This window comes from Indolivaga capnocytophagoides DSM 22835 (genome assembly GCF_000426485.1).
GTDB classification, from domain to species: Bacteria; Bacteroidota; Bacteroidia; order Bacteroidales; family Dysgonomonadaceae; genus Dysgonomonas_A; species Dysgonomonas_A capnocytophagoides.
Genome location: NZ_KE384529.1, coordinates 614,316 through 629,608, shown reverse-complemented (window position 1 = coordinate 629,608; position 15,293 = coordinate 614,316). Strand labels below are relative to the sequence as shown.

Here is a 15,293-nt window from a genome sequence, read left to right as displayed (position 1 = left end):
AGAGTAATAACTGTCTATTGCTGTTATCCTTGAATGGATAGTAAATAGGTATAAAACCTTACTTCTTTATCTAAAACGTGAAAATACACTTTTTAGTCTGCAATTTGTCTTAATTCAGAAACTAAAAAAGAACGTTTTTTCAACTGCTGATTCGTATAAATAAGGTTTTTAAAAGTGATAATCTGCTGTACTAGCAAAGTTAATAAATAGGTCTGAGACCTAAATCAAAAGATAAATACCGGATCAGGATAAAAATATCATCTTCCCGAAATTTTATCTATACCATATAAAATAAGTATTAAATCAATAATCAATTATTATTTATGGTAACATTAGCTTTTGATGAACAGCACATTTCGGTTCCGCAATCTTGGGGAGATATCAAACTGAGAGATTATGAAAAATGGTTCTCAGCCGAACCTTGTAACCGCATTGAGCAAGTGCAGCTTGTGGCTGATATCTGCGGAGTAGATTCCGAAATATTGTTAGATAATCCGACACATTTTTTCGATACAGTGTATGATATTGTCCGTTTTGTATTTGACAATTACGAGTGTCTACCGTCACATACTCTGGAATGCGATGGGCAGATTTATGTTATTTCGGGAACGGAAGATCTTACTCTCGCCGAATGGGTGGATATCGAAAATGTATTTGATTCGGATTCTCCATCACGCTTGTCCGATGTGTTATCTATTCTGTGCCGCCCATTGGGAGAGGTTTATGACACAAAGGTCTGCGATACCCGAAAAGAGATATTCAAAAATCTGACAATGGATAAAGCTATGCCTTTGCTTGCTTTTTTTTTGCAGAAAAGAAAGCAATTTCAGACCGTTTCGAACCTTTATTCAGAGGTCGGTCTACAGCAAAGCCGATGCCTCCGTCTTATACGGGATTTTGCCGGAAATGGGGATGGTACAAAGTTATTGCCGATCTGGCAGAGGATAAAATACTACTTTTTGATGAGATTCTTAAAAAAACAGTTGTCGAGATTTTCGGATTTCTTCTCTACAGGCTCGACAAAGTTCAGGCAGAAGACGAGTTAAGAAAAACAAACAATTATTGACTGTAAAGAAAATAGCCGTTCTGATAATTCAGAACGGCTATTTTCGTATATTGAAGTCTATGAAAGACAAGAGGATTTATCGGTTCGAACGTCTGCTTCCCGATTGATCCGAAGAATTTCTGCTCGAAGATGTAGTCTTAGAATCGGATGAGCTGCGGCTCGATGATCTGCTGCTATTATCACTCGATGTATTGGTGGTAGTAGTTGTTGTCCTATTCGTTGTTGAATTCTGATTTCCGTATCTGCCCCCCGATGTACGTCCGCTTGTTGCATTATCTTTATTGTTATTGGGCTTGCTGGTGCTATTATTAGTAGCAGGCCTGCTGTTGCTGTTTTGGTTAGAAGATGGTCTTCCGTTGCTATTGTCTCTGTCTTTTGAGGTATCGGTCGATGCATCTGACGACTTATCCCTTGTCGAATTCTGATTTCCGTACCTGCCGCCTGATGTCCGTCCGTTAGTTGTATTATCCTTATCATTGTTTGGTCTGGTACTAGGCCTGTTATTGTTGCCGGGTCTGCCGTTATTGTCGTTATCGGGGCGACTCGGACGGCTGGGTCTGCTAGGTTCACTCGGTCTGCTGGGTTCAGTAGGTCTGGTTGGTCTACTTGGCCGGCTGGGTCTCGAGGGTCTGCTTGGACGTGATGGTCGATCGTGTCCCGGTGCAACAATGATAGGGCGTCCTGCCGGAGGTAATATCATAGGCGGAGAGGGTGCGATATAAGGGCGGTCATCATACAGATATTCGTATCCGGTAAGATAATTATCCCAGAATTCGACAGCATATACCTCATCATAATTGTTACGATAAGCAAGTACTTCCTGTATTCCGTTTTGTGTATAATTGACTGTCAGTACATCTATCGGACGTCCGAGGTAATATTCTACTTCCATTTTGTTCATGCCCGATCTGAGCTGCGACATACTATCTACAGATGAGTATGTGCCACAAGATGTTAGCAGTGCTATTATGGCGATTATTAATAATAACTTTTTCATATGTGTTATGTTTTAGTGCATTGTTAAATTTATACTTAATTAGAACATGAAAGCATATAAAAGGTTTAATCGGCATTCAATTAAGTAACAGCAAGTATTAATGATATACTTCTAGTTTATAACAGACTTTGGCTGTTTTACTTACCAAAGTAATAAATAGGTCTGAGACCTTTGCCGTCAGTTTATGCTTCTTTAGGTGTTTAAGTTATCAATATGAATAAAATGTTAAATAGTCGTATTTTGGTAAGTATTTGATATTGTTTTATTTAAATACATTTGATGTGTGTCTCTGTAACTTCTTTTCTGACAATTTGTATCAATAAACAGGTCTGAGAGCTTAATTGACTGTAAATATAACGTATTTAAGCCGTAATAAGCAATAGATAAGTAGGGTATTGCTCATACTTTTTTATCTATACAATAAAATCGACTTATGGAATATTCATTATTTTATGTCTTATGTATTAATGTAATCGGAATCTTTTTTGGATGGCTATTTACCGAAAACAGCCGTTGGGCTTTGACCCGCATTTGGTCGGGGTTCGGGCGTAAGCCATTCAATTGTCGTCCGTGTCTTACATTTCATCTTCTTTGGATAATGTATATGGTAGTTGCTTTTATGCTGAAATCCTTGCAATTCGGATTGATGGGATTGATTCTTTCTTTTGTAGTCTTTCTGGGATTGTATTTTGAAGGAAAATCAAAAATAGAAGATTGAAACCTCACACCTTTTATTATCAGTAAGAGAATGAAAATATTAATGATGTATTTTCAAGTTATAACAAACTCAGACTATTACACTTGCTAAAGCGATAAATAGGTCTGAAACCTTAAAATTATAAAAAATGGAATTAAAAGAAAAAGTAAAAACATTAATTGCCGATGTCGATAAAACCCATCGGTATAGTATGAGCCGTATTTATGGTTTATATAATGAGGTATTCGATAAATCGGAAGCTCCTCAATCGTGTGCAAGCTGTCTGATTCGTAAAGTGAAAAGTTTGCGTGTATGGCTCGATGAGCAGAGGGCAGAAACTGTTCAGCCTGTTAGTGAAAAGAAAAGAAGATCGAAAAAAGCAGTTACTAAGTAACAGCAAGTATTTAATGATGTGTTTCTCTTAGCTGTAATAGACTGTTGCTGTTATGCTTACATAGTAAATAAAAAGGTCTGAGACCTTGATGTTTTTCGCGAATCCGAAAACGAGCAGATAGGCTGTTCCCTTATAAAAAATGGGGCAGCCTTTTTTATTTAATGATATATAATATGATAGAAAACAAGTTGGTGTGTATTTATAGCCTTATCTACTCGTTCACTCAAAAATGAAAAGATCTGAGACCTTATTCAACAATACTGAATGTGAGGTAGTGATAAATATCAATCAGGCGGTCTTTGGTCAGGTCAGCGGCAGCACTTGCAGCCACAGGTCCCCACATGGTACCTCCGCCTGTGTAGCCTTCGGCAGATATGGTACGGATAAGAGTTTTTTCGCTGTCTCTGAATTTTATCCAGTTGCGTTGAGCTTCGATCAATGAGTTGCGGTCTTCTTCTTTTAGCTTGTTTAAAAGCATCTGATAGTATTTGTTGAGTAGTTTGTCGTATCCTTGTTCGAGAGAACTTACCGCTTTTAACATTCCCGCAGTAGAATAATCTTTATCCAGCATATTTGCAACCTGCTGTTCTATCATCATTGTATCCTGACGGAATTCGATACTAACAGGATCTTGTAATTCAATATCCTGAGCCTGCACGAGGCACGAAAAACAACCAAAGATCAGAAGAAAAATAATTTTTTGCATATTCGGCTACATTGAGTAAATGTTGATGAAAGGATTTAATGAAGTATTTTTAAGTTATAACAAGCTAATATTATTATGCCTGTCAAAGTTATAAATAGGTCTGTGACCTTAAAGTATTGTCAAAGATAGATAAATTATCAACTGTTTTACTTATTTTTGTTTTGATATAGTGTTTATGCTTGTTAAACATGGATAATGAGCAACTAGTATTTTAGAGAATAAGATATGAATAGCAATAATAAAGAGGGATTGGGCAAATTTTTTTCATTTTTTTCAAAGAAAACAGATGATACAATTCCTGCTGAGCAGCCCGTTGAGAGAAAAAGTTCGGTATATGATATGCGTGTACAAGAGGCTATGTGGATGCCTACTGCCGAAGAGCAGCAGGATGCCTTGCGGGTATTGGCGGATGAGTTTTTCGCAGCAGAGCCGCACGAAGCGGATATCCCAGCCGAAGATGCGCTGAAGTTTTATAAGAACGGTGGTTTTGTTTTAGGTATTCTCGGTCAGTATGATAAAGCTATAGCTTACTATGACTGTGCAGTAGCTGCCAATGCAGATGATTCCTATTCATACTTCGGACGTGGTAATGTTTGGAGAGATAACGGTGAATATCAGAAAGCCATAATGGATTATAAACGGGCTATTGCCATAGAACCCGAAAATGCCGATTTCTTTTGTCAGATGGGCGCCGCTTATCTGCAAATGGGTATTTATAACGAGGCGATAGATTGTTACAGTAAAGCGATAGATATAAATCCGTATAGTTCTGTAAATCTAGCGGGACGAGCATTGGCTTATCTTCAGACCAATAAATGGGATGAGGCTCTGGCGGACTATGATGCGGCTATTGATCTCGAACCATTTGACTCGGAATTGTTTTACGGGCGTGCTACGATCTATATTTACCGGAAGGAGTTTGATAAAGCACTCGAAGATTGCGAAGAAGCTTTGGAGATAAACCCCGAAGAAGCACGTTATCATTTTCTGAAGGGGAATGCTTTGTTTGAGATGAAGCATACCGATAAGGCAATAGATGCTTACTCAACAGCTATTGATAATCAGCCCGAATCACCACTTTATTATTATGGCAGAGGGCAGGCTTACCTGGCTAATGGTGAAGAAGAAAAAGCTCTTGCTGATCTTGAGAAAAGCAAGGTATTGGATGATACCAACACAATACTGATACAGGAGCAGATGGATCGGACTAAGATAAATTGAAATTTTTCATCTTTTATATAAAAAAACGAAAGCACCTTGAATCACTTCAAAGTGCTTTCGTCATAAATTGCATCACAAACTTTATTCACTAATCACTAAAACCTAACATCGGATGCAATCTTTACTATAAGAATTAATCTTTGCCGGCTTTGGCATACATAACGACCAAAGCGAGCGTGCTATTATGAAAACTTCTTGATTATCACGTACAAAACCTCACTGTATGTCTTTGTCCGTCCGATTGGGGCGTTGATGCCTTTTACCGGGTTTGTCTTTTCCTGCGAAATGTTTTCTGTTGTCCTTCATCATTTGTTGCTGTTCGGGAGTCAGAATTGAACTGATTTCATCTCTTTTCGCCTTATTGAGATCTTTTTGTTTATCCCGGTATTCTTTATTTATCGCTTGAATTTTAGTTTTTTGATCTTCTGTCAGGTTGAGTTTTGCCATCGGTGAACGATCTTTGAATTCCATCCTTTTACGGTTGAATTTCCGATCATTGCGCTGAGGTGCTTTCTCTTTCATTTCCTTCCACTTGGTTTGTTGTTCGGGAGTCAGCACAGCCTGAAAAGCTTCTTGCCTTGATTGTCTCAACTCTTTTCTTTGACGGGCTTTATCCTCACGGTTAAGAGTCGTATCATTGCGTAACGCTTCGGCTTTGGCCCTGAATTCTTTATTGAGAGTTTGTACTTTACTTTGTTGCTCGCTCGAAAGATTTAATTCTTTCATCGGCATACGTCCAAATTTAGAATCGATATTTCCTTTTCGGGGCATTGCATATGTCCCTAACGACATAGTTGCAAAGAGTGTCAATGCTATAAATATTTTTTTCATAATGCCATTTATGTTTTAGAGGTTGCCCCCTGTTTATATATCATTTTTAATTTTTATATCACTTATAAGTTTTACAAATGTTTTGACTGCAAAGCCTGCCTGAGGTTTAATTTGTTTGCACTCTTTAATATTCAGCATAAAGGATAAATGTTGTCTCCATTCGTTTGCTGTAAAAGGATATGTACCCTTTTATTTTTTTTTCAATCCTAAATTTTTTAACAAAAAAGGGCTAGGTATTTTAGTTGTGTCAAATAAAAAATGGATTTACGTCTAAAAAAATAGACGAAATGTTTTGTTGTCTAAAAAAATAGACATATGTTTGCATTGTAATAAATAACAGAAAGTATTTAATACCGCATTTTAAAGCTGTAACCAGCAATCGCTATTATACTTGGATGGGTAATAAATAGGTCTGAGATCTTAATATGAAAATCAAAAAACTAAAAATATAACCGACTATGCAGTTGACCAAAGCCGAAGAACAGATAATGCAGATATTATGGACGCTCGAAAAAGCAACCGTACAAGATATACTGAAAGAGTTTGATGACGAAAACAGACCTGCCCGGACTACGGTAGCTACTGTGCTCAATATATTGGAGTCGAAAGATTTTGCCGAACACGAAACTCAAGGGCGTATCAATATTTATTCACCGAGGGTAACAAAGGAAGAATACTCGAAGGGTCAGTTGTTCGGATTTATAAAAAATTACTTCGACGGTTCGTTTTCGGCATTGGCATCATTCTTCGCAAAAGAAACCAACCTGACTATCGAAGATATGGATAAGCTACTGGAAGAAACCCGCAAGGAATTGCAGGACGAAGACGAACAGTTACACTCTAAAAAGAATTAAACTATGAAAGAATTTCTGCAATATATTTTATACTCAGGTATATGTCTGGGAATTTTCTGGATAGTTTACCGCTTTTTGCTGAATGGCACTACGTTCTTTTTGTTCAACAGAGTATTTCTGTTCGTGGGGCTTGTACTTTCGTTTATACTCCCCTCGTTTGTATTTACTTACGATGTGATGATTCCTACGGCGATGGTCATATCTACTGTTCCGCAGGACGCTGTTCCGCAGGAGAGTACATTCGCTTTCGATGGGTGGGTTGTTGCCGCCTGTGTTTATCTGTCGGGAATAGTATTACTTGTATTTCGTAATCTGAGATCATACATCCGTATGTACAGGCTGGTTAAAAATGGAAATTTGTCTATGTACGGAGGTTATAAGGTCATCCTCAACAGTTCGGTAGATTCGCCCTTTACATTATTCGGGCACATCTTTTTGAATGCCGATCAATTGTCGGAAGTAGAAAGAGAATTGATATTAAAACATGAGATTGTCCACATCGACCAAAAACACTGGCTTGATCTTATTTGCAGCGAATGCGCATTGACGCTGCAATGGTTCAACCCCTTTGTGTGGCTGTATGTGTCTTCTATAAAAGAAAATCACGAATTTCAGGCTGATAATGCTGTTCTTGCTGCGGGAGTATCTCCTGCCAGATACAGGGCGGTATTGGTCAATCAGAGATTCAAGGGCCCGGTGTTTTCTTTTGCCAATTCATTTAGCTTATTAAACAAATCAAATCGATTAAAAATGATTAAGAAAGAAAAAAGTAAATCATGGAAAAGAGCAGCGGTTTTGGCTGTACTACCTTTATTAGGCGTATTTTTCTGGGCTTCGGCAAAACCCCGCTATGTATTTAACGAAACCTATAGTAATGGGGCTGCCGTGAATGATACGACAGGTCAGAAAAAGATAAATATAAAGATTATCGGAGCCAAAGGTAGTAATAGTGTCACGGTACACAACTTATCAGGGAATACTTTTTCTCCGTTAGATCTTCGCTTGTCAACTAATGCTGATTCAGAACAAGCTGATTCTGTAAAGACAAATGTATATGTGTTTGGGGCTAAATCAGATCAGAAAGAGAAACCTCTTGTGTTTGTTGATGGAAAAGAAATAGATATGGAAAAGATGAATGATATAGATCCCAATGATATTGAGAGAATAGACGTGCTGAAAGACAAATCGGCTACAGAAAAATACGGCGAAAAAGGCAAAAACGGGGTAATATTGATAACTATAAAGAAAAAAGAATAAATTCCTTTACTTTAACTCAATTTTTTTAAGACAGGATTGTGCGGGGAGCATAGTCCTGTTTTTTTATCTATACAGAAAAAACACATTATGGCTATATCTAAAGAAAAAGAATTGTGGAAAGTCCAGAGTAAATACGACAAAGATGGATTGTTTAATTCATCGGACATGCTGCTCAATGCTGCACGCGAATATTTCGAGTGGAGTGACATGCATCCATTGTTTAGACCTGAAGCCGTGAAATCGGGAGCAGAATGCGGGCGTATAATAGATATTCCGCTCAGAAGACCTTATACATTGAACGGGTTTTGTGAATACATCGGATGTAGTGTCCCCTACTTCGATCGCAAAAAAACAGGAGCTTCCACTGACGTAAGGGAGGCTATGGCTCGTATCGAAAATACAATACGGACTTATTTATTCGAAGGGGCGGCAACTGGCATTCTCAATTCGTCCATCGTGTCGAAATGGATAGGGGATAACGTCAGTGAAGATGCAGACGAAAGCAGCGACAATCGTTCGGTTTGGCATATAGAAGTACTCAACGAGGAGGCCAAACAGGAAATATTAAAACTTAGAGAGAATCCTGCGTAATAATTGCCAGATAAACAGCTAAGGCTTACACCCGAACTCCGGCTGTAAGCCTTTTTTGTGATATTTGCAATAACTTTCGTTACCTAATAGTAGGTATTATACTATGTATATATAATAAGTAATAGTGATTGCAGATGGATTAGGGTAAGTATAAATTTGTATTATTTTTTTTAATATTAAAAGTTACATAATAACAAATGAAAAATTTTCGATTTTTTCTTATCCTGATTAGCTTGATAACCTGTACTTCTGCATATTCGCAAAATACAGGTTCTTTTGTGTCAGGAACAGTCGTAACCCCCGATAAAGAGCCATTGGAGAATGTCTCTGTTGCGATTGAAGGCACATCAAATGGAGCCCTTACAGACAAGGATGGCAAGTTCCGTTTTAGTGCTCCGGTAGGAGAGCATACTTTGGTTGTATCATCGATAGAGCATAAACCATATAAGAAGGTTGTTACATTGAAACGAGGAGAAAACAGTTTCAACGTAACTCTTAGTACAAGTGACAATGAGTTGAGAGAAGTAGTAGTTCTGAATAGTGCTGCTAAATTTTCGAATAAAGAATCGGAATATATTGCACGTTTGCCTATTAAATTCATCGAAAATCCTCAAGTATATTCTGTTATAGGTAAAGACCTTATTAAAGAACAGGTAATTGTGAATTTTGATGATGCTCTGAAAAATTCTCCAGGATTGGATAAACTTTGGTCTTCAACAGGGCGTGGCGGTGACGGAGCTGCATACTTTTCTCTTCGTGGATTTGCTACTCAACCCAACATGGTAAATGGTTTGGGTGGGCAAACAAACGGAGGGCTCGATCCTGCCAACATCGAGCGTATAGAAATCCTTAAAGGGCCTTCCGGAACACTATTTGGAAGCAGCCTCGTTTCTTTTGGGGGATTGATTAATGTTGTTACCAAGAAGCCTTACGAACGTTTTGGCGGTGAGTTTTCATATACAGTAGGTAGTTACGGATTGAATCGTATTTCGGCTGATGTAAATACTCCGCTGGATAAAGATCACAAAATATTATTGAGAACGAATGCTGCTTATCAGTACGAAAACAGTTTTCAGGATGCAGGATTCAAAAAAACGTTTTTCGTTGCTCCTTCATTGACATATATAGTAAATGACAAACTATCATTTAACTTCAATACAGAGTTTTATACATCAGACGGAACTAATCCTTTGATGGTATTCCTCAACAGATCAAGAGAACTGGAGGCGCGTACTCCGAAGGAATTGGGAATGGATTACAAACGCTCATTCACCACTAATGATATAACTGTACAGACACCGACAGTTAAACTGTACGGAACAATGGATTATAAAATATCAGACCAGTGGACTTCGCAGACTGCCGTATCTTATAGTAACCGCAAGTCAGATGGATTATATTCATATGTAATGTTCCAAACCGAAGTAAAAGATGATACATTGAACCGTTGGGTTGGAGACCAAAATGCAACAACCACAACTTATGATATTCAGCAAAATTTTATTGGCGATTTTAAAATCGGTAATCTTCGCAACCGTTTGGTCGCAGGTATCGATTATTTCACCAGTAAACAAAACAGTAGCAGTACATACATCCTGTTCGATCGTTTGAGCAGCACAGGTGCCGATCCTAATTATCTGAACCTGTCCGAAGCGGCAGTTAAAGCAAAATTATCAGGTTCTGCTCAATCTACATCTATAACTAATGCAGGTGTGTATAGTGCCTATGTTTCGGATGTACTGAATGTTACAGACCGTTTGTTGGTAATGGCAAGTCTTCGTCTCGACTATTTCGACAATAAAGGTTCTCTCAATGTAAAAACCAATGCTACTTCAGGCAAATACAATCAAACGGCTTTATCTCCTAAATTTGGTGCTGTATATCAGATTCTTCCTGATAAATTATCAGTATTCGCCAACTATATGAATGGATTTAAAAATGTAGGGTCATCTACACAACCAGATGGTTCGGTACGCACCTTTAAACCTCAACAAGCCAATCAGATGGAAGGAGGGTTGAAGGCAACTCTTTTTGATGGAAAATTGGTCGGTAGTATCAGTTATTACGACATATACGTAACTAAAGTGACACGTCCTGATCCTGAGCAAGTAGGATATACCATTCAGGATGGAGATATGTATAGTAGAGGTGTTGAATTGGATATTACAGCTAATCCTTTGCCCGGACTTACTATCATCGCAGGATATAGTCACAACGACAGTAAAAATGAAAAGACAACTACCTCTGAAATAGGACGTCGTCCTGTGGGGGCAGGGCCTGCTGATCTTGTAAACGGTTGGGTGAGCTATACAATACAAACAGGAGCAGTCAGAGGTCTAGGTTTTGGTTTTGGTGGAAATTATGCCGGCGAAAATGCGATAACCAACTCTGCTGCTACCGGCAAGTTTATAATACCGTCATACACCATACTCAATGCTACAGCATTTTACAATACCGGAGCATTCCGTTTTGCATTGAAGGTAGATAACATTGCCAATAAAGAGTACTGGAAAGGATGGAGTACAGTAGAGCCTCAGAAGCTGAGACAAGTAATCGGTAATATTACTTTCAATTTCTAAGACAACCTTTTATGGTTATATAAATAAAACAGCCGGTTTCGATAAATTTCGAAACCGGCTGTTCTTTGTTTAGTGCGTTCTTTTCTTATTTGAAAGAACCGAACATCGAAGCGATAATAGCATCAAATGTTTTCTTTTCTTCTTTTGTGTATGTCAGTTTGGCTGTCACAAGCGAATTGTTTTTCATCAAAGTCTTCTGATAAAATATCTTGTCACCCTCGACACCTGCTACCACATAATTTGTAGGATTTAAAGATCGTTGTACTACCTGACGATTTTTACCATCGGCTGCATCCTGATCGTATGCCTCATTGAAAGACACTTCTTTACCCGATTTCTTATCTATACGTTTATCTGCGAAAATACGTAGACGGGCAGAACCTTCTGTCGGAGCGAAGATCTGTTCTTCACCATTTTCACTGCCTTCCTGCAAAGCCAGTAAATCTTTCGGATAAGTGATTGTATATCCGAGTGTCTCGTTACGGTAACTACCTGCGGCAACCTTCAGGCTGTCGGCAGTAGTGTCTGTATCAATAGGTGCAGTCGTTTCTTTTTTTTGTCCACCGCAACTGGCGAGCAAAGCTACAACTGTAAGCATCAGCGCACATCGTAAAATTTTCATAACTGTTAGATTTATAAAATGTAAAAAATATTGTCTAAAACCTCACAAGGGTGCTGTAATGCGTTAAACGCTCTAGACCCTTAGAAGCAAAAATAAGCCATAATAGCATATAAACCGCTTTTTTAAGACTAAAAAACTATAATTGTTAAATTTTTTCTTATTTTTGTCATCGTTAGTGGGGATAAGACGGTAAATGCTCGGCATTTTATAAAAACAACACATAAAGAAATCAGGGATAGTACGAATTATCAAGCCATGTTTTTTTCTGTACAGCTTAATTTGCAAAAATTTCCTCTTGTTATACCCGTAATGTAATTGTGCATTTATGTATTATAATAAATAGGTCTTCGACCTTAAATGAATCAATATAAACATATTACAAAAAGCTATATCATGGCTAGCGAAAATTCAAGTAAAAAAGCACGTTTTATCAATTTCGGTTGGTTTTCCTGCATTCTTATTGTTCTTACAATAGTTACAGGAGGTATAAGTTATCTCAATACCAAACGATTGGTAGAAAGAGCCGAAGTCAATAACAAAGAAACCCGCGAACTGCTTGGCATACTCCAGGAAAGCAATCTCTCGCAGTATATTGTGGCTACCGATCAGATGGGACGCCAATATATAGACAGTATCAATAATGAAAAGACCCGAAAAGCTCAACGGGCCGAGGATATCATTATAAATCAGGCTACTGCAAAGTTGACCGAATACACCGATAATCTGGTGAAGACGGCAGACAATACCATCAATCTGCTGTTTGTTTGGGCGGCTATACTTGTGCTGATGACGATTATCTTTTTGTTTCTGGTATTTATCGAACTCAAAGACCGCATGAAGTCGGTCGAGGATACACTCTATCAGATTGCTATAAAGAATGACGAAATAGATGTCGCTAAAAAACAGATAGATACGCATAAGCAGGAGATAGATGCCCGAAAGAATGAGATAGATGCCAAGACAGAAGAAATAGACAATAAACGCCAGGAAATTGAGGATGCTCTTGATAAAGTGGAGACAACTCTTTCGAAAGTGGAAAAGATAGGAGAGAATATAAAGGAAGATGCACGTACATCAACCTATAATTTCGATATACAAAATGCACTGAATAAACCTGATAGTACCTCTAAGATATCGGCACTCGAAGAGCAGGTGTCTAAAATAGAGCAGGATAATGTGATTGAAAAAGAAACGAAAAGCACATTACTCTATCAGGCGTATTTCTATCTGGCTCAGGCGTATCACAACGGTGAAGATAAAACCAAAGCTATAGATATGTATACTAAACTGGTAAATATCAATCCCAATCAGCCGCAGGTTTATAACAACAGAGGAGGGGTATATATCAGTCTGCAAAAATATGATAAGGCAATAGAAGACTATGATAAAGCCATCATACTGAATCCCGAATATGCCGAAGCATATTACAACAGAGGTACCGCATATAGTAATAAAGGGATGAATGACAATGCTATAGATAATTATTCTCAAGCGATCAGGATAAATCCCGCCTATGCCGAAGCATACTTTAATAGAGGAATAGCCTATAATGAAAAAGGAGATTATGATAAGGCAATAGAGAACTATAATGCTGCTGTTGAATACAATCTCAGCGATGCCCTTACTTACTACAGCCGAGGTACAGCTTACAGCAATATGGGATTAACGGCTAAAGCGATAGACGACTACACCAAAGCAATAGAAATAGATCCGGAATATACGTATGCCTATTATAACAGAGCCAATGCCTATTTTCACACAGGGGCTAATGATAGGGCTCTGGCTGACTATGATGCTGTGCTGAAAATGAATCCCTATGATGCCAAAACATATTTCAACAGGGGACTTATATACAGCGGAAAGGGTATGCACAAGGAAGCAATCGAAAACTATGATGCTACCTTGCGTATCAAGCCGAATAATATCAAAGCGTATCTCGGTCGCGGATTGGCATATATGGCTATTAATGATCTCAAAAAAGCAATAGAAGATTTTGATACTACACTGCGTTTCAATCCCAATGACCTCGAAGCCCATTACAATAGAGGAGTAGCATATGCACATATCGGAGAGACCGAGAAAGCGATATCCGATTTTAATGCCACGCTGATTATTGATCCCGACCATTCACAGGCGATACTACAGCGAGGAATGGTCTATTTCAATCTGAAGGAGTACGACAGAGCTTTGGATAACTTCAATACCGTACTGCGTCTCGATCCTGATAATTCGCAAGTGTACAGTTTCAGAGGGTCCATCCTGCTGCAACGGGGCGAGGCTGAAAAAGCGTTGTCTGATTTCAATCATAGTATAAGTCTCGATCCGTATAATGCCTCAATATATATAGAAAGAGGTAATGCTTACCTCTCTCTCGATAAGCCTGAGGATGCCGTATCTGACTACAATAAGGCTAATGAACTGGAAGCCGACAGCGTGCCTGTGTATAATCTGGCATCGGTGTATTTCAATATCGGAGAATATGATACTGCGATAGATTACCTGAATACGGTGATAGCGTCAGAGCCTGATAATAACGGAGCATACACCTTGAGAGGTATATCGCTGTACATGCTCGACAAATACGAAGATGCAATAGCCGACTTTACCAAAGTGGTGGACGCTGATGCTGCCAATGACGATGTATTCCGTTATAGGGCAGATGCTTTCTTTAGAACGGGCAGGTATGAAAGTGCGCTTGCCGATTATGATAATCTGAAAGGAAAAGTCGATTTCGATACTAATACTATATTGAATATAGCAACTGCCAACTTTGAATTGGATAATTACGAAGAAGCTATAGCTAATTTTGAGAGCATATCTCAGTATCTGTCAAACAATGCTCAGGCTTATCTGAAGTATGGACAGGCATATGCATCAATCAAAAAATATGAAGATGCTATAATTCAATTCGATAAATCTATACAGGTGGATAATCGGAGCGGAGAGGTTTTTCTGCACAGAGGAAATACCAAAACCAATCTGCACGAATTCGAAGCGGCGATTAAAGATTATACCGAAGCCGTAAATCTGAACCCTATGCTAGCCGAGGCTTATTTCAACAGAGGTAATATCTTCTATAATCATAATAAGCATACTGTGGCAATAGAAGACTATAACAAGGCGATAGAGATAAATCCGAATTATACGAAAGCCTATTTTAATAGAGGACTTTCGAATAAAATAACAGAGCAATATCAGAATGGCATTAACGATTTTATTAAAGTAATGTCGCTCGAACCGAATAACGAACGGTTGATCGAAAAGGCACAGAAACAACTCGATATCATTTCGAAGTTGATGAAAGTGAATAATGATCAGAACGATAATCTGGAAGAGTAAAAGAATGTGCCTTTATAAATAAACCTTTGTTGATGCGGAATTATTCATGACGAATAATTCCGCATCACTCTTTTATCCGGTTCTGCATATTGTCGGGTTTAAACAGATTAAACAAAAAATGCTTACTTTTGGAAAAGTA

13 protein-coding genes are annotated in these 15,293 nt (G+C 38.3%); 9 read left to right on the top strand and 4 right to left on the bottom strand.

Annotation, left to right across the window (positions count from 1 at the left end):
- The first annotated feature begins 323 nt into the window (after positions 1-323).
- Positions 324-1,046, top strand: coding sequence for a hypothetical protein (locus tag K322_RS0115960; protein WP_026627770.1), 723 nt, complete (start codon positions 324-326; stop codon positions 1,044-1,046).
- Between the two features lie 96 nt (positions 1,047-1,142).
- Here the strand turns inward: K322_RS0115960 and K322_RS19800 are convergent, their stop codons facing one another.
- On the bottom strand, positions 1,143-2,063 hold the full coding sequence (locus K322_RS19800) for a hypothetical protein (protein WP_185095092.1): 921 nt from the start codon (positions 2,061-2,063) through the stop codon (positions 1,143-1,145).
- A 433-nt stretch (positions 2,064-2,496) separates the two neighbouring features.
- Here K322_RS19800 and K322_RS0115950 point away from each other — a divergent pair, with 433 nt between their 5' ends.
- Positions 2,497-2,781, top strand: a complete 285-nt coding sequence (locus K322_RS0115950) for a hypothetical protein (protein ID WP_026627769.1) — start codon at positions 2,497-2,499, stop codon at positions 2,779-2,781.
- Between the two features lie 127 nt (positions 2,782-2,908).
- Complete coding sequence (locus K322_RS19795; RefSeq protein ID WP_035332275.1) at positions 2,909-3,154, top strand: hypothetical protein; 246 nt, start codon at positions 2,909-2,911, stop codon at positions 3,152-3,154.
- Between the two features lie 247 nt (positions 3,155-3,401).
- Here K322_RS19795 and K322_RS20475 read toward each other — a convergent pair whose 3' ends face one another.
- The gene (locus K322_RS20475; RefSeq protein ID WP_026627768.1) at positions 3,402-3,860 is read right to left on the bottom strand and encodes a lysozyme inhibitor LprI family protein; all 459 of its coding nucleotides are present in this window, start codon (positions 3,858-3,860) and stop codon (positions 3,402-3,404) included.
- Between the two features lie 225 nt (positions 3,861-4,085).
- Between K322_RS20475 and K322_RS0115935 the strand changes: the two genes are divergently transcribed.
- Positions 4,086-5,081: a tetratricopeptide repeat protein gene (locus tag K322_RS0115935; RefSeq protein ID WP_026627767.1), complete on the top strand. Its 996-nt coding sequence runs from the start codon at positions 4,086-4,088 to the stop codon at positions 5,079-5,081.
- A gap of 216 nt (positions 5,082-5,297) precedes the next feature.
- Here K322_RS0115935 and K322_RS19785 read toward each other — a convergent pair whose 3' ends face one another.
- On the bottom strand, positions 5,298-5,912 hold the full coding sequence (locus tag K322_RS19785) for a hypothetical protein (RefSeq protein WP_051290864.1): 615 nt from the start codon (positions 5,910-5,912) through the stop codon (positions 5,298-5,300).
- 458 nt (positions 5,913-6,370) lie between these two features.
- On the opposite strand from K322_RS19785, the gene K322_RS0115920 reads away from it, so the two are divergent.
- The 4 genes from K322_RS0115920 to K322_RS0115905 all read left to right on the top strand — a co-directional run bounded on the left by K322_RS0115920 (position 6,371) and on the right by K322_RS0115905 (position 11,193).
- Positions 6,371-6,766, top strand: a complete 396-nt coding sequence (locus tag K322_RS0115920) for a BlaI/MecI/CopY family transcriptional regulator (protein WP_026627766.1) — start codon at positions 6,371-6,373, stop codon at positions 6,764-6,766.
- A 3-nt stretch (positions 6,767-6,769) separates the two neighbouring features.
- Positions 6,770-8,023 (top strand): M56 family metallopeptidase, encoded by a 1,254-nt coding sequence (locus K322_RS0115915; protein ID WP_026627765.1) that lies wholly within the window; start codon positions 6,770-6,772, stop codon positions 8,021-8,023.
- A gap of 87 nt (positions 8,024-8,110) precedes the next feature.
- Positions 8,111-8,614: a terminase small subunit gene (locus K322_RS0115910; RefSeq protein ID WP_026627764.1), complete on the top strand. Its 504-nt coding sequence runs from the start codon at positions 8,111-8,113 to the stop codon at positions 8,612-8,614.
- A 197-nt stretch (positions 8,615-8,811) separates the two neighbouring features.
- Positions 8,812-11,193: a TonB-dependent receptor gene (locus K322_RS0115905; protein ID WP_026627763.1), complete on the top strand. Its 2,382-nt coding sequence runs from the start codon at positions 8,812-8,814 to the stop codon at positions 11,191-11,193.
- Between the two features lie 85 nt (positions 11,194-11,278).
- On the opposite strand, the gene K322_RS0115900 is transcribed toward K322_RS0115905, so the two are convergent.
- Entirely contained in the window at positions 11,279-11,815 is a 537-nt protein-coding gene (locus tag K322_RS0115900) for a hypothetical protein (RefSeq protein ID WP_134436446.1), read from the bottom strand.
- Between the two features lie 393 nt (positions 11,816-12,208).
- Between K322_RS0115900 and K322_RS0115895 the strand changes: the two genes are divergently transcribed.
- Complete coding sequence (locus K322_RS0115895) at positions 12,209-15,154, top strand: tetratricopeptide repeat protein (RefSeq protein ID WP_169714151.1); 2,946 nt, start codon at positions 12,209-12,211, stop codon at positions 15,152-15,154.
- The last annotated feature ends 139 nt before the right edge of the window (positions 15,155-15,293 follow it).